Source organism: Streptomyces sp. NPDC048353, from assembly GCF_055587165.1.
This window is the reverse complement of sequence record NZ_JBVJGU010000002.1, coordinates 896151-915338: the sequence shown is the minus strand read 5'-3', so window position 1 is coordinate 915338 and position 19188 is coordinate 896151. Positions and strand designations below refer to the sequence as shown.

At 72.0% G+C, this 19188-nt stretch carries 16 protein-coding genes and 2 tRNA genes; 6 read left to right on the top strand and 12 right to left on the bottom strand.

What is annotated here, in order from left to right:
- Window positions 1-120: 120 nt before the first annotated feature.
- Window positions 121-540 (top strand): Fur family transcriptional regulator, encoded by a 420-nt coding sequence (locus ACZ6RC_RS09560; protein ID WP_391139316.1) that lies wholly within the window; start codon window positions 121-123, stop codon window positions 538-540.
- A gap of 173 nt (window positions 541-713) precedes the next feature.
- On the opposite strand, the gene ACZ6RC_RS09555 is transcribed toward ACZ6RC_RS09560, so the two are convergent.
- From ACZ6RC_RS09555 to ACZ6RC_RS09540, 4 genes are all read right to left on the bottom strand, one after another.
- Window positions 714-787, bottom strand: a tRNA-Met gene (locus ACZ6RC_RS09555).
- 68 nt (window positions 788-855) lie between these two features.
- Window positions 856-2838, bottom strand: coding sequence for an SEL1-like repeat protein (locus ACZ6RC_RS09550; protein WP_453613627.1), 1983 nt, complete (start codon window positions 2836-2838; stop codon window positions 856-858).
- A 208-nt stretch (window positions 2839-3046) separates the two neighbouring features.
- Window positions 3047-3120 (bottom strand) — tRNA-Met (locus tag ACZ6RC_RS09545).
- Window positions 3121-3172: 52 nt separating this feature from the next.
- Complete coding sequence (locus ACZ6RC_RS09540; protein ID WP_469580430.1) at window positions 3173-6184, bottom strand: UPF0182 family membrane protein; 3012 nt, start codon at window positions 6182-6184, stop codon at window positions 3173-3175.
- 135 nt (window positions 6185-6319) lie between these two features.
- Here ACZ6RC_RS09540 and ACZ6RC_RS09535 point away from each other — a divergent pair, with 135 nt between their 5' ends.
- The gene (locus ACZ6RC_RS09535) at window positions 6320-6874 is read left to right on the top strand and encodes a PPA1309 family protein (protein WP_469580428.1); all 555 of its coding nucleotides are present in this window, start codon (window positions 6320-6322) and stop codon (window positions 6872-6874) included.
- A gap of 133 nt (window positions 6875-7007) precedes the next feature.
- Here the strand turns inward: ACZ6RC_RS09535 and ACZ6RC_RS09530 are convergent, their stop codons facing one another.
- The 4 genes from ACZ6RC_RS09530 to ACZ6RC_RS09515 form a co-directional block, all read right to left on the bottom strand.
- The gene (locus ACZ6RC_RS09530) at window positions 7008-8096 is read right to left on the bottom strand and encodes a YlbL family protein (RefSeq protein WP_453613620.1); all 1089 of its coding nucleotides are present in this window, start codon (window positions 8094-8096) and stop codon (window positions 7008-7010) included.
- A 75-nt stretch (window positions 8097-8171) separates the two neighbouring features.
- Window positions 8172-8411 (bottom strand): hypothetical protein, encoded by a 240-nt coding sequence (locus ACZ6RC_RS09525; protein WP_391139702.1) that lies wholly within the window; start codon window positions 8409-8411, stop codon window positions 8172-8174.
- Between the two features lie 257 nt (window positions 8412-8668).
- Window positions 8669-9130: a molybdenum cofactor biosynthesis protein MoaE gene (locus tag ACZ6RC_RS09520; RefSeq protein WP_469580424.1), complete on the bottom strand. Its 462-nt coding sequence runs from the start codon at window positions 9128-9130 to the stop codon at window positions 8669-8671.
- A gap of 79 nt (window positions 9131-9209) precedes the next feature.
- Window positions 9210-10319: an SDR family oxidoreductase gene (locus ACZ6RC_RS09515; RefSeq protein WP_391139322.1), complete on the bottom strand. Its 1110-nt coding sequence runs from the start codon at window positions 10317-10319 to the stop codon at window positions 9210-9212.
- A 194-nt stretch (window positions 10320-10513) separates the two neighbouring features.
- Here ACZ6RC_RS09515 and ACZ6RC_RS09510 point away from each other — a divergent pair, with 194 nt between their 5' ends.
- Together ACZ6RC_RS09510 and ACZ6RC_RS09505 are read left to right on the top strand one after the other, a co-directional pair.
- On the top strand, window positions 10514-12040 hold the full coding sequence (locus ACZ6RC_RS09510; RefSeq protein WP_469580421.1) for a zinc-dependent metalloprotease: 1527 nt from the start codon (window positions 10514-10516) through the stop codon (window positions 12038-12040).
- Window positions 12037-12570: an NUDIX hydrolase gene (locus ACZ6RC_RS09505; protein ID WP_469580420.1), complete on the top strand. Its 534-nt coding sequence runs from the start codon at window positions 12037-12039 to the stop codon at window positions 12568-12570. The genes ACZ6RC_RS09510 and ACZ6RC_RS09505 overlap by 4 nt, the downstream gene beginning before the upstream one ends.
- Before the next feature lie 96 nt (window positions 12571-12666).
- Here the strand turns inward: ACZ6RC_RS09505 and ACZ6RC_RS09500 are convergent, their stop codons facing one another.
- The 4 genes from ACZ6RC_RS09500 to ACZ6RC_RS09485 all read right to left on the bottom strand — a co-directional run bounded on the left by ACZ6RC_RS09500 (window position 12667) and on the right by ACZ6RC_RS09485 (window position 16434).
- A complete protein-coding gene (locus ACZ6RC_RS09500) occupies window positions 12667-13422 on the bottom strand; it encodes an AIM24 family protein (protein WP_453613607.1) in 756 nt (251 codons plus the stop codon).
- An 18-nt stretch (window positions 13423-13440) separates the two neighbouring features.
- Window positions 13441-14121, bottom strand: a complete 681-nt coding sequence (locus ACZ6RC_RS09495) for an AIM24 family protein (protein WP_391139326.1) — start codon at window positions 14119-14121, stop codon at window positions 13441-13443.
- Window positions 14122-14134: 13 nt separating this feature from the next.
- A complete protein-coding gene (locus tag ACZ6RC_RS09490) occupies window positions 14135-15748 on the bottom strand; it encodes a TerD family protein (RefSeq protein WP_469580415.1) in 1614 nt (537 codons plus the stop codon).
- A 107-nt stretch (window positions 15749-15855) separates the two neighbouring features.
- Window positions 15856-16434 carry a M48 metallopeptidase family protein gene (locus tag ACZ6RC_RS09485; RefSeq protein ID WP_391139328.1) on the bottom strand — a complete coding sequence of 193 codons (579 nt, stop codon included), beginning with the start codon at window positions 16432-16434 and terminating at the stop codon, window positions 15856-15858.
- Between the two features lie 189 nt (window positions 16435-16623).
- On the opposite strand from ACZ6RC_RS09485, the gene ACZ6RC_RS09480 reads away from it, so the two are divergent.
- Entirely contained in the window at window positions 16624-17823 is a 1200-nt protein-coding gene (locus tag ACZ6RC_RS09480) for a TOMM precursor leader peptide-binding protein (RefSeq protein WP_469580412.1), read from the top strand.
- Window positions 17816-19186: an ABC1 kinase family protein gene (locus ACZ6RC_RS09475; protein WP_469580409.1), complete on the top strand. Its 1371-nt coding sequence runs from the start codon at window positions 17816-17818 to the stop codon at window positions 19184-19186. The genes ACZ6RC_RS09480 and ACZ6RC_RS09475 overlap by 8 nt, the downstream gene beginning before the upstream one ends.
- Window positions 19187-19188: the final 2 nt, after the last annotated feature.

Sequence of the window (19188 nt, the reverse complement as noted above, 5' to 3'; positions counted from 1 at the left end):
GGGGACGGACCACTTGGCCAATGCCGAGTTCGATCCTACGATAGACATTGTCTAAGTCAAGTGAACTTCCAAAGTCACACCCGTTCGGGAGACGCTCCCCCGACTGTTAGGCTGGTCCTCATGAGTGACCTGTTGGAACGACTGCGCGGCCGCGGCTGGCGGATGACCGCGCAGCGGCGTGTCGTCGCCGAGGTCCTCAATGGGGACCATGTCCACCTGACCGCCGACGAAGTCCACGCGCGCGCCGTGGAGAGGCTTCCGGAGATCTCGCGGGCGACCGTCTACAACACGCTGGGCGAGATGGTCACGCTCGGCGAGGTGATGGAGGTCGCGACGGACGGCCGCGCCAAGCGGTACGACCCGAACGCGCACCGTCCGCACCAGCACCTGGTCTGCGGCCGCTGCGGCGCGATCCGTGACGTGCACCCGGCGGGCAACCCGCTGGCGGACCTCCCCGACACCGAGCGCTTCGGTTTCACGATCTCGGACGTCGAGGTCACGTACCGGGGCATCTGCCCGAACTGCGCCGCCTCCGCCTGACCCCCGCACTCCTTCGCACCGCGCACACCTTTCGCGCCACGCGCACCCAGGCCCCCGACTCCGGTCGGGGGCCTTCGCGTCCTCCGGCGTCCGGCCCGCCTCCGCTGCCGCCCGGGGGCATACGACGAAGGCCCGGATCCAGTGACTGGATCCGGGCCTTCGTTGCTACTGAGTAGCGGGGACAGGATTTGAACCTGCGACCTCTGGGTTATGAGCCCAGCGAGCTACCGAGCTGCTCCACCCCGCGTCGGTGAACCCAACCTTACGGGACGCCCTCCACCAGCGCAAATCGCTTCCGGCGCGGCCGGGAGCCGGTCAGGCGGTCAGCTCCTGGTGCAGCGCCTCGCTCAGCCGGGCGGCCCGTTCCGCGACCTCGGCGGGGCCGAGCTCCACGGCGTGGGCGCACCAGCGCCGCCCCTCCGTCAGCTCGCCGCGGCGGGCCGCGAGGAGCGCGAGCCGCAGGGCGGCGCGGCCGTGGCCGGCGCGGGCCGCGCGGGCCCACCAGAGGGCGGCCTCCCGCTCGCTGCCCTCGCGGGCCAGGAGCAGGCCGAGGTTGAACGCGCCGTTACGGCTGCCCGCCTCCGCGGCCTCCCGGTACCAGTGCGCGGCCTCGGCCACGTCGCCGCGCCCGGCGGCGAGCATGCCGACCCGCACCTGGGCCCGGCGGTGACCCTGCTGGGCGGCGCGCTCGTACCACTCCTCGCACTCGCTCTTCTCCTCGCGGGAGGCGCCCAGGGCGGGCGGCCCCGGCTCGGGCCGGCGCGCGTCGAGGACCGTCGCGAGCCGGAAGGCGGCCTCGGCGCTGCCGCCGCCCGCTGCGCACCGCAGGTGCCGCTCGGCGGACTGCTCGTCGCCGTCGCGCAGGCAGGCGATGCCGACCTGGAGGGCGGCCTCGGTATGCCCCGCGGCGGCGGCGCGCTCGTACCAGCTCAGGGCCGTACGGTCGTCGTCGCGACCCGCGTAGAGGATGCCGAGGTTGAAGGCGGCGTCGACGCTGCCGGCCTCGGCGGCCTTGGAGAACCAGGGCTCGGCGCCGCCCGCGTCACCGGCCTGGAGGAGCAGCACCGCGAGGGCGTTCGCGGCCTCGCGGTGCCCGGCGTAGGCGGCCCGGCGGTACCACTGCTCGGCCTGCTGGTTGCGGTCCTGGGCGGCGCAGAGCAGCCCGAGGTTGTACGCCCCGTTGACGTCCCCGGCGTCCATGGCGGCGCGGTACCAGCGCTCGGCGGTCTGCTGCTCGCCCCGGGCCGCGTGCAGGGCGCCCAGGGCGTTGGCGGCATTGCCGTCGCCGTCCTGGGCGGCGCGCAGCCACCAGACGGCGGCGCTCTCCTCGTCCCCGGCGTCCCGCAGCAGGAAGCCGAGCGCGCAGGCCGCCTTGGCCTCGCCCTCCTTGGCCGAGCTGAGGTACCAGCGGCCGGCCTCCTTCAACTCGCCGCGCTTCTCCAGGATCGCGCCCAGGTGCAGCGCGGCCCGCCGGTGTCCGCGCGCGGCGGCCTGGCGGAACCACTGCTCGGCCTCGGCCAGGTCGCCTCCGGGCTGACCGGCGGCCCCGGGGCCCGTCCCCGCGCCCGTGCCGGCGCTCGCACCCGCGCTCCTGCCGGCGCCGGTGGAGAGGTCGTCGGCCGTGGCCGCGCCGATGCCGTGCGGGGCCGTCGCCGCTCCCGTGGTGGCGGGGCCGGCGGCCGCCTCCGCGGCGCGGCGCTCCAGGGTGCGGGCCAGCCGGTAGGCCGCCTCGCGGTGGCCGCGCTCGGCGGCGGACCGCAGCCAGCGCTCGGCCCCGACGTCGCTGCGGTGCTCCAGGAGGTCGGCGAGGGCGTACGCGCCCAGGGCGTGGCCCTGTTCGGCGGACTGGCGCAGCCAGTACTCGGCGGCCGGCTCGTCGCCTCGCTCCCGGTGGTGGCGGCCGAGCGCGTGGGCGGCGGGCGCGGAGCCCGCGACGGCGGCGACCCGCCACCATCCGGCGGCCTCGTCGGCGTACCCCCGCTGGTGCAGCAGCACGCCCAGGTTGTTCGCGGCGGCGCGGTCCCCCTCGGCGGTGGCGCCGCGCAGATACGGCTCGGCGCCGTCCAGGTCCCCCCGGCGCAGCAGCAGCGCGCCGAGCACGCTCATCGAGGCGGCGTCGCCGCTCTCGGCGGCGCGCCGGTGGCGTGCCTCGGTCTCCGTCTCGGTCTCGGCGGTGGTGTCGACGGTCGCATCGGCGGCCACCGCCGCCTCGATGATGTCATCCGCGGCGTTCTTGGTATGCCGCTGCACAAACCGCCCTGTCTCCAACAGAGTTGCCCTGTCCCCCATAAATCCCATCGTCGCACCACCCGCAACGCGCGTACACCTGGTATACCGCAGCCAGTGAGGTCACTTCAGCGTTTTGTCGACATGCCCACAGAGAGACAAGTCAAACACGTTTCACCCCAACTCGCCCTCACTCTCCCCCACTTCACGGGCCGCGCGGTACGCCTGACGGAACACGACGAGGGCCCGGATCCTGATGGATCCGGGCCCTCGTCTTCAGTAGCGGGGACAGGATTTGAACCTGCGACCTCTGGGTTATGAGCCCAGCGAGCTACCGAGCTGCTCCACCCCGCGTCGTTGTGTCTTTAAGGTATCACGACGCGGGGGTGGTGCCTGACCAGGCCTCTCAGCCGCTCGGCGGGCTCGCGCTGCTGGACGGGGTCGTCCCCGGCTTGGGGGCGTTGCCGGCCGGCTTCTGGTCCGCGGGCTTCTGGTCGGCCGGCTTCTGGCCGGCGGGCTTCTGATCCGCCGGCTGTTCCGACTTCAGCTTGGCCCCGGCTTCCGCCGCCCTCTCGAGCGCCTGCTGCAGGGCGTCCTGCGCCTTGCCGTACGCCACCCAGTCACCCTTCTGAAGCGCGGCCTCACCGTCGTCGTACGCCTTCTGCGCGTCGGCGATGGCCTGCTTGAGGGCCGCGTCGTTCGTGCTCGGCGTCGTCGGCGGGGTCGTGCCCGGCTGCTCGGGCTGCGGCGGTGCCACACCGTCGACTCCGAACACCTTGTTCAGCGCCTCGGTGAGGTTGTTCTCGAACACCGTGGTGTCCTTGGTGGTGTCACCGGCCGGCTGGTCGGCGTCCACGTACGACACCGCGACCTTCTTCAGCAGCGGATAGAGCGCGTTGCGGCCCTGGGCGTACACCGGCTCGACGTAGAGGAAGCCTCCGTCCAGCGGCACGGTCAGCAGGTTGCCGTACTGGATGTCGGAGTCGGCGCCCTTCATGTCCCGGACGAACTGGGCCACGTCCGGGAGGCCGTTGAGCTTGCTCTGCACCTGGGCGGGGCCCGGGACGTCGGAGGTCACCCTCAGCAGATTTATGCGGCCGTAGTCCTTGCTGCGCGCGTCGGCGTCGACCGCCATGAAGCCGCCCAGGTTGGGCCGCCCGTTCGGGGTGAACGTCGTCGTGAGCGAGAACCGCTGCTGCGTGTCCCCGGGCATCTTCATGCTCAGGTAGTACGGCGGGACCGCGTTGCCGTCCTTGTTGGTCGGGTCGTCCGGCACCTGCCAGGCGTCCGAGCCGCTGTAGAACTGCGCCGGGTTGGTGACGTGGTACCGCGTGAGCAGCTCCCGCTGGACCTTGAACATGTCCTGGGGGTAGCGCAGGTGCTGCATGAGGCTCGGCTTGATCGCCGAGCGCGGCTCCACGGTGTCCGGGAACGCCTTCATCCAGGTCTTCAGGACCGGGTCCTTGGTGTCCCACTGGTAGAGGGTCACCGAGCCGTCGTAGGCGTCGACGGTGGCCTTCACCGAGTTGCGGATGTAGTTGACCTGGTTCTGCTGGGCGACCACCGCGCGCTGCTGGTTGCCGACCGTCAGCGCGTCGGCCGTGGTCTCCCCGAGCGTGGTGCGCGAGGCGTACGGGTAGCCGTTGGTGGTCGTGTAGGCGTCGACGATCCACTGGATCCGGCCGTCGACGACGGCCGGGTAGGCGTCACCATCGATGGTCAGCCACGGGGCGACCGCCTCGACGCGCTCCTTGGGCGTGCGGTTGTAGAGGACCCGCGAGCCCTCGCCGATGGCCCCGGAGTAGAGGATCTGCGGCTCGCTGAAGGCGACCGCGTAGGCGGCGCGGTTGAAGGTGCTGGAGAGGTCGACCCCGCTCTTGCCGTCGTAGCTGGTGGTCTTCTCGCCGTTGTCCTCGTAGTCCAGCTCCTTCTGCGGGCCGCCGACGATCGAGTACTGGTCGGTCTTCTCGCCGTAGTAGATCCGCTGCTGGTACGGGCCGAGCTTGCCCGTGGTCGGCAGGCCGGCCTCGGTGAAGATCGGGGAGCCGTTGGCGTCCGTCTGCGTGCCCGCGGCCATGATCGCGCCGTAGCCGTGGGTGTACGTGAAGTGGTCGTTGATCCAGTTCCGCTTCGGGATGCCCTTGATGTTGAGCTCACGAAGGCCCACGACGGTGTCCTGACCGGCGTAGCGGTCGATGTCGAGGGTGGTCGGGAACTGGTAGTACTTCCGCTTCTGCTCCAGCTGCTGGAACGTCGGCGACACGATGTTCGGGTCGAGGACACGGTAGCTGGCCGCCGTGTCGGCGTCCGTGCGGAGCTGGTTCTTGTTCTTGACGGTCGACTTGCCGGAGTAGTTCTCCGGCTTCGTGCCGTCGATGGCGTACGCCTTGCGGGTGGCGTCGATGTTCTTCTGGATGTACGCCGCTTCCTTGGCCTGCTCGTTCGGCTGGACCTGGAACTTCTGCACGATGGCCGGGTACAGGCCGCCGATCAGGATCGCCGAGAGCACCATCAGACCGAAGCCGATCACCGGCAGCTGCCAGGTGCGCCGCCAGAGCGTCGCGAAGAACAGCAGGGCACAGATCACCGCGATGCAGAACAGGATCGTCTTCGCCGGCAGGTAGGCGTTGGCGTCGACGTAGCGCAGGCCCGTCCAGTTGCCCGCCGCCTTGAAGTCGCTGGACTTCACGGCGAGGCCGTACCGGTCGAGCCAGTACGCCACGGCCTTCAGTGTCACGAAGACGCCGAGCAGGACCGACAGGTGGCCGGTCGCGTGGGCCGTGGCGCGGGCGCCGGGGCTGGTGACGCGCAGTCCGCCGTACAGGTAGTGCGTCAGCGCGGCGGCGACGAGCGACAGCACGGCGGCGGCGAAGCCGAAGGCGAGCAGGAAGCGGTACCAGGGCAGGTCGAAGGCGTAGAACGCCACGTCCAGGCCGAACTGCGGGTCCTTCTGGCCGAACGGCACGCCGTTGACCCACATCAGCCACGTGCGCCACTGCCCGGAGGCGGAGGCTCCGGAGATCAGGCCGATCAGGGCCGAGATCGCGAGGAGCACCCACTTCTTGTACGGGGCAAGCCCCATGCGGTACCGGTCGAGGCTCTGCTGCTCCATCGACATCGCGCTCAGCGGGGGCCGCAGGCGGTGCGCCAGCCAGATGTTCAGGCCGACGACGACGCTCATGAGCAGCCCGAAGACCAGGAACAGTCCGACCTTGGTCCACAGGGTGGTGGTGAAGACGGACGAGTACTGGACCGAGCGGTACCACAGCCAGTCCGTCCAGAACCCGGCGAACATGACGAACGCCATGGCCAGAACGGCCAGCACGCCCAACGTCATGAGCAGGGTGCGGGCCCGCCGGGACGGCCGACCGACTCTGATCCTTGGCCCGGACGGGCCGCCGCCTCCGCGGTCCGGCATCTGGAAAGCCAACGTGCGCCCCTCGAGGTTGATGCGTCGATAAGCAGGCCCCGCGATCGTAGAGCCCACTGGTGCAACTTACTGAGGCTTTACCTAGTTCCCGTCTTCGGGGCAGGAGGAGGCAGGATGTCATCCATGTCCAATGTTTCCCCCTCCGGCACCCCCATGGCCGCCAGCCCCCTCACCCGCGCGGTGCTCGAGATCGACGAGTACGCCTCCGGCCTCGGCTGGGACCGTCCGGCCCGGCTCTTCGCCCTGGTCGACACCGCCCGACTGCGTGCCCAGGAGCCGGGACTCGCCTCCCAGCTGGGCCTCCAGGACGGCGCGGCAGCCGCCTACACCCCGATCGAGCAGGAGGAGCTGCCGGCCGGCAAGCCCCTCGACGAGTTCCTCGGCACGATCGCCTGGCCCGACGCGGTGGCGGGCTGCGCGCTGACCGTGGAGCGGCTGATGCTGCCGCCGTCGGCCGAGGCGTCCGTGCCGGACGGTCTCGACGAGGCCGGCCTGGGCAGGTGGGTGGCGCGCCACCCGGACCGCCAGGAGGTCCGGATGACGGTGGCGGTCCTGCGGGACGGCGCGCGCGAGGCGGCGATCCGGCTCCGCGAGAAGGACTCGCCGAACGAGGTGCTGACGGGTGCCGATCTGGTGCCGGGTCTGGCCGACGCCCTGGCGGCGACGTTCGAGTCCTGATCCCTGGGGCTGCCCGCGGCCTTATCCGGAGCGTCCGTACGAGCTCGTACGGACGCTGCACGGAGCCTTGTACGCGGAAGGGGGCGCCCCGGTCGGTGACCGGGGCGCCCCCTCGCGTGCGGGGGTGGGCGGCTCAGCTCGTGGAGCAGCTGGGCAGGCCCTTGGTGTCGCCCGCGCGGAGCTTCTCCAGGGACGCCGTCGCGTCCTTGATGGTGTTCACCTTGATGAGGGTGAGGCCTTCGGGGATGTCGGAGGCGGCGGACTCGCAGTTGTCGGCCGGGGTGAGGAAGTAGCGGGCGCCGGCGTTCCTGGCGCCGACGAGCTTCATCTCGATCCCGCCGATCGGGCCGACCTTGCCCGTCTCGTCGATGGTGCCCGTGCCGGCGATGAACTTGCCGTCGGTCAGGCTCTCGGGCGTCAGCTTGTCGACGATGCCGAGCGCGAACATCAGTCCGGCGCTGGGGCCGCCGACGTCGGCGAGCTTGATGTCGACGGTGAAGGGGAAGACGTGGTCGGTGCCGGCCTGGATGCCGACGATGGCCCGGTCCCCCTCCTTCGACTTGGCGGTTGTCAGGGTGATCTCGCGGGTGGTGGTCGGCTCCTTGCCGGCCTTCTCCGCGGCGGCGGCGTCCTTGGCGGGGACGATCGTGAAGACGACCTTCTCGCCGGGCTTGCGCTTGGTCACCTGCCCGGCGACGTCGCCGGGCTCCTTCACCGGTGCGCCGTCGACGGCCTTGATGACGTCTCCGGCGTGCAGCACACCCTGGGCCGGGCTGTCCTTCACCACGGAGGCGACGACGACCCGGGTGGTCACGGGGATGCCCAGCTCACCGAGGGCGGCGACCTTCGCGCTCTCCTGCGACTGGGAGAACTCCTCGGCGTTCTCCTGGGTCGACTGCTCCTCGGTCTTGCCGTCCGGGTAGAGGGTCTCCTTGGGGACCACCACGTTGTCGTGGGCCAGCCAGCCGTAGATCGCCTCGACCATGTTCATCCGGTAGTCGGCGCTGGTGACGCGGACGGTCGTCATGTTGAGGTGCCCGTCGGTCGGGTACGTCCGGCGACCGGAGATCTGCAGCACGGGCTCTCCGCGGGCCTCGCCGAGGGTGTTGACCGTGGGACCGGGGCTCATCTCCGCGTACGGCACCGGGACAAAGACGCCCACACAGAGCAGAGTGATGAGGACCAGGGTGGAGGCGAGCATCGTCGCAGTGCGGCGTGGCATGGAACGACAGTACGGGACCGGTCTGTGAGTGCACCTGTGGGGCGGGTCCGTACGAGGCGGGCGGCGGAGGGGGCCTCAGCCGGAGACGTGGCTGCTGCGCACGGCGGACGACGCAGCCGTCGGCGCCACCTCGGTCAGTTCGGTCAGCTCGCCCGTCGTACCGGCGGCGGAGCGCTCCATCGCGTCCCGGAAGCGGGCGTAGCCGGCGAGTTCGGCGACGTCTCCGGTGGTCTTGTCGCGCGAGGCCCAGCTTCCCCATATCGCCGAGCCGACGACTGCGAAAAGCGGTATGAGCAACCAAGTGAGCGCTGCCATCCCGACCTCCCATCCCCGTGAGCGACCGCACCGGCCGTGCGGCCGATCAGCAGATTAACGATCCGCTGCTTCAACGCTGCCGCCGGGGCCTCGGTTACGCAAATCGGGCGTTCGGCTACGGTCCGTCGGCGCGGCGGCTTGCCAGGCGTTCCGCCTACCCGGCCCGCCGCGCCCCACGCTTCCGCGTACTCCATCCGGGGGGCCGGTCGTCTGTGCCGGGATTCGTCCGGGGGTACCCCCAGTCCTGTGCCCGAGGCTCAGCAGGAGCCGACCCACTCCTCTGTGCCGTCCGAGAACTTCTGGTGCTTCCAGATGGGGACCTCGTGCTTGAGGTCGTCGATGAGCTTGCGGCAGGCCTCGAACGCCTCGCCGCGGTGGGGGCAGGAGACCGCGACGACGACCGCAATGTCGCCGATGCCGAGGTCACCCACCCGGTGGACGGCGGCCAGGGCGCGGACCGGATAGTCGGCGACGACCTTCTCGGCGACGCGGCGCAGCTCGGCCTCGGCCGACGGATGACTCGAATAACCGAGCCCGTCGACGTCGGCGCCCCCGTCGTGGTTGCGCACGGTGCCCACGAAGAGGGTCATGCCGCCGGCGGCGTCGTCGCCCACCGCCCGGAAGACCTCGTCGACCGAGAGCGGGGACTCCCGGATCGCGAGCAGCTTGATCGGGTCGGCGGCGGTCTGCTCGCCGGGGTGGTCGTGGGTGCGTGCCATGGTGCCCATGGTGCCGTACCGCACGGACATCCCGGAATTGCGGTTTCGACCGGCTGTCCCGACCCTCCGTAGGAGGGTCCTACAGGCCGCGCCGCTTCCGTGCCCGCCGTACCAGCGCCGCCGTGCCGAGCAGCGCCACCGTCGCACCGGCCGCGCCGGCCGCCGTCGCGTCCTTGCGGCCGAGCCGCCGGCCCGCGAGGGTGTGCCGGCCCTCGACCTCCTCCAGGAGCGCGGCGAGCACCTCCTCGTTGGTCCAGCGGGGCCGCCACCCCGCGTCGTGCAGCCTTCCGACGCTCACCACCCACGGGTGCATGGTGTAGGCGAGGTCCCCGGCCGGTGACGGGGTGAGGCCGATGCGGTGCAGCCGCGCGGCGGCGCCGAGGGCGACGGCGGAGGGCAGCTCCATGCGCCGGATCCCGGACAGCTCCTCCACCTCCTCCTGCTCCAGCCAGCCGTCGCAGCCGACCGCGAACTCCCCCTCGACCTTGCCGAGCGCCGCGTACTCCAGCGCGCTGACCAGGTCGTCCACGTGGCAGAACTGCCAGGTGGGGCGGGATCCGGCGACGACGAGCAGCCGGGGCGACTCGAAGTAGCGGGTGAGGGCCGTGTCCGTACCGCCGACCAGGACGGCGGGCCTGACCACCGTCACATGGAGGCCGGGGTGGGCACGGGGCGCGCGGCGGCCGAGCCGTTCGATCTCCAGCATGTCGCCGACACCGGTGGCCTCGGCGGTGGCCCGCAGCTCGGCGTCCTCCGAGAGCGGGATGTCGTTGTCGGGCAGGGCGCCGTAGACCATCGCGGAGGTGCAGAGCACCACCCGGTGCACCCCGGCCGCGGCGGCGGCCGTGAGGACGGTCTGGGCGCCGCGCACGTTGTAGGCCGTTCGGGCGGCGGCGTCGGATTCGAGATCGAGGTCGACGGCGAGGTGCACGACCACGTCCGCGCCCCGCAGCTTCTCGGCGATGGCCGGGTCGCGGACGTCGAGGATGTGCCACTGCGCCTCGGCGACCTCGCCGCGCCGCTCGTCGATGGCGACGACCCGCTTGATCTCTTCCGACGCGGCAAGGCGCCTGGTCAGCAGGTCGCCGACCCCGGAGGCGGCGCCGGTGACCGCGACGACGGGGCCGCGCCCGGCGGACCGGGTCGAGTGGTTTCGCGCTGCGCGAACCTGAGGATCTGGGGAACTCACCGGGCGTCTCCAGCGGTTGTCTTCAGTACGTACCCGAATGACGCGTACGTACCAGGTGGCGTCCATCCTGCCGCAGGCCACGGCCCGGCGGAGCACCGAGCCCATATCCGGCCCGGATGTCTACGCTGGTGGTGTGGAGAAAAGGGCAGTCGCCGTCGGCAGGAAGCCGACGGCCCTACGAGCCGAGGAAACCTGTGAGTGACACCCCATTCGGATTCGGCCTTCCGCCGGAGGAGCCGGAGAACGGCGACGAGGGCAAGAAGAAGGACCCCGCCGGAGGTGGCCAGGGGTCCGGTGACCAGGGCGGGGGCAACCCGTTCGGGGCCAATCCGTTCGGGTTCGGCGGTCTGCCCGGCGGCCAGGGCGGCGCCGACAACCCGTTCGCGGCGATGTTCGGCTCGCTGAACCCCAACGACCTGGGCGCGGCCTTCCAGCAGCTCGGCCAGATGCTGAGCTATGAGGGCGGTCCCGTCAACTGGGACATGGCCAAGCAGATCGCCCGACAGGTCGTCGCGCAGGGCACCGCCGACGGCACGAAGGACGCGAGCGTGGGCCCGGCCGAGAAGTCGGCCGTGGAGGAGGCCCTGCGCCTCGCCGACCTGTGGCTGGACGGTGTCACGTCGCTGCCGTCCGGGGCGAGCACGGCCGTGGCGTGGAGCCGCGCGGAGTGGGTCGAGGCGACCCTGCCCGCGTGGCAGCAGCTGGTCGACCCGGTCGCCGAGCGCGTCGGCACGGCGATGGGCGATGTGCTGCCCGAGGAGATGCAGGCCATGGCGGGCCCGCTGATCGGCATGATGCGCTCCATGGGCGGCGCCATGTTCGGCCAGCAGATCGGCCAGGCGGTCGGCGCGCTCGCGGGCGAGGTCGTCGGTTCGACCGATGTGGGCCTGCCGCTCGGGCCGGCCGGCAAGGCGGCGCTGCTGCCGCTGAACGTCGAGGCGATCGGCAAGGACCTGGGCGTCCCGAAGGACGAGGTGCGGCTGTATCTGGCGCTGCGCGAGGCGGCCCACCAGCGGCTCTTCGCTCACGTCCCGTGGCTGCGGGCACATCTGTTCGGCGCGGTCGAGGGGTACGCCCGCGGGATCAAGGTCGACACCTCCAAGCTGGAGGACGCGGTCGGCCAGCTGGACCCGACCCATCCCGAGCAGCTGCAGGAGGCCCTTCAGCAGGGCATGTTCCAGCCGGAGGACACGCCCGAGCAGAAGGCGGCCCTGGCCCGTCTGGAGACGGCGCTCGCGCTGGTCGAGGGCTGGGTCGACGCGGTGGTCCACGAGGCCGCCAAGTCGCGGCTGACCTCGGCGGGCGCGCTGCGGGAGACGCTGCGGCGGCGCCGGGCGAGCGGTGGGCCGGCCGAGCAGACCTTCGCCACGCTGATCGGTCTCGAGCTGCGTCCGCGCCGGCTGCGGGACGCCTCGCGGCTGTGGGCCTCGCTCACCGACGCACGGGGTGTCGACGCGCGCGACGACCTCTGGGAGCACCCGGACATGCTGCCGACGGCGTCCGACCTGGACGACCCGGACGGCTTCGTCCACCGCGAGCAGCTGGACTTCTCGGAGCTGGACAAGATGCTGGGCGAGGCGGCCGACAAGCGCGACCGCGGCGCGGGCACCGGGAACGTCGGCAAGGGCGACGTCACGGGCGACGCCGAGGACGATGCCAAGAACGAGGGCGAGACCGGCAAGGGCGGCTCCGAGGACGGCAAGGGCGACGACGCGACGTGAGCCTGCACGAAGACGCCGGCCTCGTCCTGAAGGCGTACGACAGCGCGGACGAGGCCCAGCAAGAGCTGCGCCGGGTCTATCGGGAGCATCTGGACGCCCACCCCGACGGCATGTGGAAGGCGTGCGGGGCCGGGCACCTGACGGCCAGCGCGCTGGTGGTCGACCCTGAGCGGGGCCGGGTCCTCCTCACGCTGCACCGGAAGCTCGGCATGTGGCTGCAGATGGGCGGCCACTGCGAGCCGGGGGATCCGACACTGGCCGCGGCGGCGCTGCGGGAGGCGACGGAGGAGTCCGGCATCCTCGGCCTGACGCTGCTGCCCGGCGGCCCCGTGCGGCTCGACCGGCACTCGATCCCCGCGCCCTGCCACTGGCACCTGGACGTGCAGTACGCCGCGCTGGCGCCGACCGGCGCGGTGGCGGAGATCAGCGACGAGTCGCTGGACCTGCGCTGGTACGCGTACGAGGAGGTGGCGGCCGTCGCCGACGCGTCGGTGGTGCGCCTGACGGAGGCCACGCTCGCCCGGCTGTAGCGAACCTCCCCGCGGCCGGCGCGGGGTGACGTGAGGGCGTGCGGAACGCGTGTCAGGGGCGGTCGCCGTGGCGACCGCCCCTGACGCGCGCGGTGTTCAGTTCCAGGCGTTGTTCTGGTTCTGCGCGTGCGCGCCGTGCTGTCCCGCGCCGAACTGGGCCGCGAGGCCCTGGCCGATGGCGGCGTTCTGCGGCGGCATGACCTCGCTGGGCTGGACCAGGGCGAAGCCCTGTCCGAGGAAGCTGAGTTCCCAGCCCTCGCCCGTGTCGCCGCGGCGGCGGCGGACGTTGGAGTTCGTCGTCTGCGCCTGCATCTGCACCCGCAGCCCGGTGGACCAGGCGACGATCGCGTCCGCGTCGACGTTGACGTACTTGTCGGGCGTCACGTGCATCATCAGCGGCTGCCCGGAGGTCATCAGGGCGACCTTGCCGCGGCCGGAGATGTTGAGCTGGTACTTCCCGGAGCCGGAGATGCCGTACTGGCTGTCCACGGCGATGACCTCGGTGTGCAGGGTCGAGTCCAGCGCCAGGACGTAGGAGCTGTCCACGGTCATGCCCTCCTGCTCGACCTCCACGACGTGGACGTACTGGGCGAGGTTGGCGAAATAGACCGTGCCCTGGCCGGAGCAGCGCATCAGGTCGAGGCCCTCGCCGGTCCTGGCGCGGGACCGGCGCTGGCTGGGCGTCTGGTACTCCCCGTCGAAGTCGACGAGGCCCTGGTAGGCGACCATCGCACCCTTGCGGGCGAGGATGTCGTCCTGGCCGGTGAGCGCCACCCGCAGCAGCTGCGGGTTCTGGACGACGTACCGTTCCTGGCTCTGCTGTTCGGCGTGGTTGAAAAGCGGGCTCTGCATGGTTGTTCTCGCTCCCCCTCAGCCCCGGATCCGCAGGCGGTCGGTGCTGTCCTCGCTCGGCTGTACGACGACGATGCCCTGGCCGGAGAAGGCCATCTGGTAGGCCTCGCCGCTGCCCCGCCCGATCAGGGAGGAGGCCTTGAAGCTGCGCTTGCCCTTGACCTTGAGCGCCGGCGACCAGGCGACGAGCGCGTCCGGGTCGACGTACGTCTCGTCCTCGCCGCGGCCGCAGTCGACGACGATCGGGGTGCCCCGGGAGGTCAGGGCGACCCAGCCGGTACCGGCGATCTCGACGTTGAACAGGCCCTGGCCGGCGAACTTCGCCAGCCCCTTGACCCGTTCGACGCCCCACTGGAGGTGGGCGTCGAAGGCGAGGATGTTGGAGCCGTTGACCGACAGGGAGTCGTTGTTCAGGTTGATCACGACGACGTCCGCGCCGTAGTCGGCGAGGTAGAGCAGTCCGTCGCCGGAGCACTTCATGATGGGCGCGCCCTCACCGGTGGCCCACGCCTGCGCGACCTGGCGGACGGCGGGCGGGTTGGGCTCGTAGGTGATGAAGCCTTCGTAGGCGACCATCGAGCCGGTGCGCGCGTACAGGTCCTGGCCGGAGGCCATGGCGACCTTGAGCATGGCGCGGCCGTGGTTCTCCATCCGGGCGGCCATCGGGGTCGGGGCGAAGCCCGCGAGTTGCTGGTTCATGGTTCGGGCTCCCTCAGACCTCGTACGGCTGGACGACGATGAAGTTGCCGGGGGCGCCCCGGAACTGGAGGTTGACGGTCTCCCCGCTGTGACCGGGGTACGCGTTGCGGCGCAGCCGGACCTGGCTGGAGAGGATCACCTGCGAGGCGGACGACCAGGCGACGACGGCGTTGCAGTCGGCGAAGGTGGTCGGCGTGACCGGCAGCACCACGGGGATGCCGTGGGTCTTCACCACGACCGTGCCGGTGCCCTGGAACTGCATGGTGAACAGCGCGCCGCCGGGGATGCCGTGGCCCTCGATCCTGCGGACCTCGTACTGCAGCGACTCGTCGAAGGCGAGGACGTTCTCGGCGGAGACGCAGATGCCGTCGCCCTGCAGCTCGATCGGGTGCAGGTGGGCGCCTTCCTCGGCGAGGAAGACCTGGCCGCGGCCGGTACAGCGCATCAGCTGCATCTCCTGGCCGGTGGCGTTGCCGACGATCCGGCCGGTGAAACCGGCTCCCTTGTGGCCGAAGTCGACTTTGCCCTGGTACATGACCATGCTGCCCTGGCGGGCGAGGACGGGCACGCCGCCCATGGCGAGGTCGACCCGCATGAGCTGCTGGTTCTGCGGGGTCCACCGGGCCCCGGTCGCCGTCTCCTTGTACGGCTGGAGCGCGGCGGCGAGCCCGGCACCGGCGGCGGGGGCTCCCTGGGGGACCCCCATGCCGGCCGGCGGCATACCCGCGGGGGGCTGCTGGCCGAACGCGGGCTGACCGTAAGGAGCGGGAGCCTGCTGCCCGTACGGGGCGGGGGCCGGCTGGCCGTACGGCGACGGCGCGGCGGGCGGTGCGGTCTGGCCCGGGACCTGACCGAACTGCGGCTGCGGCGGCTGACCGTACGGCGCCGGAGCGGGCGCGGGCGGCGGGGCCAGGGGCGCGGCCATCGTGGGCGCCGCGTGCACCGGGGCCTGCGGGGCCGGCGCGGGAGCACCGAACGCGGGGGCCGGCTGGGGCACGTGCGGCGCGGGGGCCGGGGCGCCGAAGGCGGGCGGGGCGGCGGCCTGCGCCGGCGCGCCGAAGCCCGGCGCGGCCTGCGGGGGCTGCGCGGCCGGCTGGTCCTCGGCGACCTCGCCGCCGAAGTTCCGCAGCAGCGCGTCCAGACCGCCGTCGAAGCCCTGGCCGACGGCGGCGAACCGCCAGACGTCCTTGAGGTAGAAGTCCCCGAGCATCACGGCGCGCTCGGTGGTGAACTCCGCGCCGGTGAAGGCGTACCGAGCGACCTCCTCGCCGCCCGCCACCACGCGGATGTAGCCCGGGCCGATCTGCGACATCTGGCCGGCGCCGTCGATCGTGGCCGTGAACGACAGCTTGTGGATGTTCGCCGGGATGCGGTCGAGCGTGACGCGGAAGGACTCGGTGTCGCCGGACTGGGCGCCGAGCAGCTGGATGGACTCCTCGGGCGACTTCGGCTGGTTGAAGAAGATGAAGTACCGGTCGTCCGAGAGCTGCTCGTCGGCGTCGAGGCCGAAGCAGCTGATGTCGAAGGACAGCCCGGGCGCCGCGATCTGCACACCCACGTACAGATCGGTCCCCGGTGTCAGATCACTGATCTTGGCCTTGTGGCCGCGTTGGAATTCCCTGGCCATGCGTAACGACCGTCCCCCATCCCGAAATGTGAATGCGTCGCGTCAGGCTAACGGCTGTCTGTGACATTGAGCCAAGCCGGTACACATTCGGTACAGGATTGTCGCGGTCACTCCTCGTGGGCGCCGGGGAGGTGCGGCAGGCGGTCGGCGGCGACGACGCCTTCGAGGTAGCCCCGGGCACGCTCGGTGCGCGGATACGCCTCCAGGAGCCGCCAGAACCGGGGACCGTGGCCCGGCACCAGGAGGTGCGCCAGCTCGTGGACCAGGACGTAGTCGACGACGTACTCGGGCATGCCCTGGAGCCGGTGCGACAGCCGGATGCTGCCCTCCGACGGGGTACAGGAGCCCCAGCGGGTGTTCTGGTTGGTCACCCAGCGCACGGAGGCGGGGCGCGCCCGGCCGTCGAAGTACTGCTCCGAGAGCCGTTCGGCCCGCTCGTTCAGCTCGGCGTCGCCGAGGACGCGCTTGCTCTCCTGGGCGGCGAGCTTGTCCAGCATGACCGACACCCAGCGCTGCTCCTCGGCCTCGGACATCCGGGCCGGGATCAGCACGATCGTCCGGTCGCCCTCGCGGTAGGCGGAGACGGTCCTGTTCCGCCGAGGGCTGCGGCGGACCTCGACCGCACTGGTCCCCGGGCCGCGGGGCGGCGGCTTCCTTGTCACGCTGCGCTGTGGGTCGGCGGGCACGGGCCCGACGTTACCCGCTGTCAGCGGGGGAAGTCCCGCCTCCGGGTCGGTTCGGCCGTGATGCCGTCACGCGGCGCACCAATTGAATGACTAATACCCCGGGGCTGTGGACAACTTTTTCCGCCGGTCGCCGTTCCCGGGCAATGTGATCGCAGAGCAAGATCACGGGTCGAGATCACGGGGGCGGATATGCATCCGATGGTGAAACCGGCGCTGAGGCGCGCCTGGCGCAATCTGCAGAGCGTGCAGTTCGGGGCCACACCGGCGCACGCGGTCCTGGTCGGGCCGCTGGACACGACCACCGGCAGCCTGCTGGAGCTGCTCGACGGCACCCGCGGCATCGAGCTGCTGCGCGCGGAGGCCCGGGCGCTGGGGCTGCCGGAGGGGCAGCTGGAGGCGCTGCTCGGCCGGCTGGCCCGGGCCGGGCTGATCGCGGACGCCACCGCGCACCGCCCGGGGAAGCCCGGGGCGGCCGGGCGGGCGGACCCGGCGCTCGATCCGCTGCGGGCCGACCTCGCGTCACTTTCCGTGGTCCATCCCGAGCCGGACGGGGCGGCACGGCGGCTGGCCGCCCGGCGTGCCCAGCGGGTCCAGGTGCGGGGGGCGGGCCGGGTGGGCGCGGCCGTCGCCGCCTTGCTCTCGGCGTCCGGGGTGGGCCGCGTGGAGGTGCTGGACGCGGGCTCGGTGGAGCCGTGGGAGGTGTCGCCCGGCGGGCTGCCCGCCGAATCGGTCGGCGAACGGCGGGCGGTGGCGGCGCGCCGGCTCGTGCGCGCCGCCGCCCCGGGAGGCAGGGCGCCCCGGCCCGCGGCCTGCGGCCCGGGTGAGAGCGGCCGGGAGCCGGGACTCTCGCTGGTCGTGGTGGCGCCTCGGGACGGACTCGGGGCGTACGTCCCCGACCCGGTGCCGGCGCACGGCTGGATGGCCACCGGCACCCCCCACCTCTACGCGGGGGTGCTGGAGGCCACCGGGGTCGTCGGCCCGCTGGTGCTGCCGGGCGAGACGGCGTGCGCGCGGTGCGTGCAGGAGGAGCGCACGGACCGGGAGCCGGTGTGGCCGCGGCTGCTCGCCCAGTGGCGCTCGGGCCCGCCCCACGCGCTGCCGGCCTGCGACCTGTCACTGGCGACCGCCGTCGCGGGGATGGCCGCCGCCCATGCGCTGTCCTTCCTCGACGGCGAGTCGCCGGCGACCGTCGGCGCCCGGTGGGAGGTGTCGCTGCCGGTGCTCGAGTGGCGTGCGGAGCAGGTGAGGCCGCATCCCGCGTGTCCGTGCGGAGCCGTACGTAACAGAGAAGGGGAGCGCGCCTCGGGGGCCGGGTCGGCGCAGGACACAATGGCGGGGTCACCGTCCTGCGCGGCACGCAGTCTGGGAATTGGAGGGGCGTATGTCTGATCTTCCCCGAAAGGCGGTCACCCGGACCGCCAAGTTGGCCGCGTTGCCGCTGGGCTTCGCCGGACGGGCCACCTGGGGCCTGGGCAAGCGGATCGGCGGCAAGTCCGCCGAGATCGTGGCCCGCGAGCTGCAACAGCGCACGGCCGAGCAGCTCTTCAAGGTCCTCGGCGAACTGAAGGGCGGGGCGATGAAGTTCGGGCAGGCCCTGTCCGTCTTCGAGTCGGCGCTCCCCGAGGAGGTGGCGGGGCCCTATCGGGCGGCGCTCACCAAACTGCAGGAGGCCGCGCCGCCGATGCCGACGCGGACCGTGCACGGAGTGCTGGAGGAGCGGCTCGGGGAGGCGTGGCGGGAGCTGTTCCTGGAGTTCGAGGACAAGCCGGCGGCCGCGGCCTCGATCGGGCAGGTGCACCGTGCGGTCTGGCACGACGGCCGTGAGGTCGCGGTCAAGGTGCAGTATCCCGGGGCGGGCGAGGCGCTCCTGTCGGACCTGGCGCAACTGAGCCGGTTCGCGCGGCTGCTCGGCCCGCTGATTCCCGGGATGGACATCAAACCGCTGATCACCGAGTTGCGCGACCGGGTCTCCGAGGAGCTGGACTACGCCCTGGAGGCGGAGTCCCAGCGGGCGCACGCCGAGGAGTTCGCCGACGATCCGGACGTGGTGGTGCCGGCGGTGGTGCACCAGTCGGAGCAGGTGCTGGTGACGGAGTGGATCGAGGGGATCCCGCTCTCCGAGGTGATCGCCGACGGCACCCAGGAGCAGCGCGACCGGGCCGGTCAGCTGCTCGCCCGCTTCCTCTTCTCCGGCCCGGCCCGCACCGGCCTGCTGCACGCCGACCCGCACCCGGGCAACTTCCGGCTGCTGCCGGGCGGCCCGGACACCCGGGACGACGGCGGTCCGGAGAGCTGGCGGCTCGGGGTGCTGGACTTCGGCACGGTGGACCGGCTGCCGGGCGGCCTGCCCGAGACGATCGGCGCCTGTCTGCGGATGACGCTGGACGGCGACGCCGAGAGCGTCTACGCCACGCTCCGCGAGGAGGGGTTCGTCAAGGAGTCCATCGAGCTCGACCCGGACGCGGTCCTCGCGTACCTCCTGCCGATCATCGAACCGGCCGAGGTGGACGCCTTCGGGTTCTCCCGCGGCTGGCTGCGTGCCCAGGCCGCCCGTATCGCCGACCTCCGCTCCCCCGCGCACCAGTTGGGCAAGCAGCTCAATCTGCCGCCCTCCTATCTGCTCATCCACCGGGTGACGCTGAGCACCATCGGCGTGCTCTGTCAGCTGAACGCGACGGTGCGGCTGCGCGACGAGCTGGAGGAGTGGCTGCCCGGCTTCCTCGCCGAGCAGGAGGAGCCGACGGATGGGTGAAC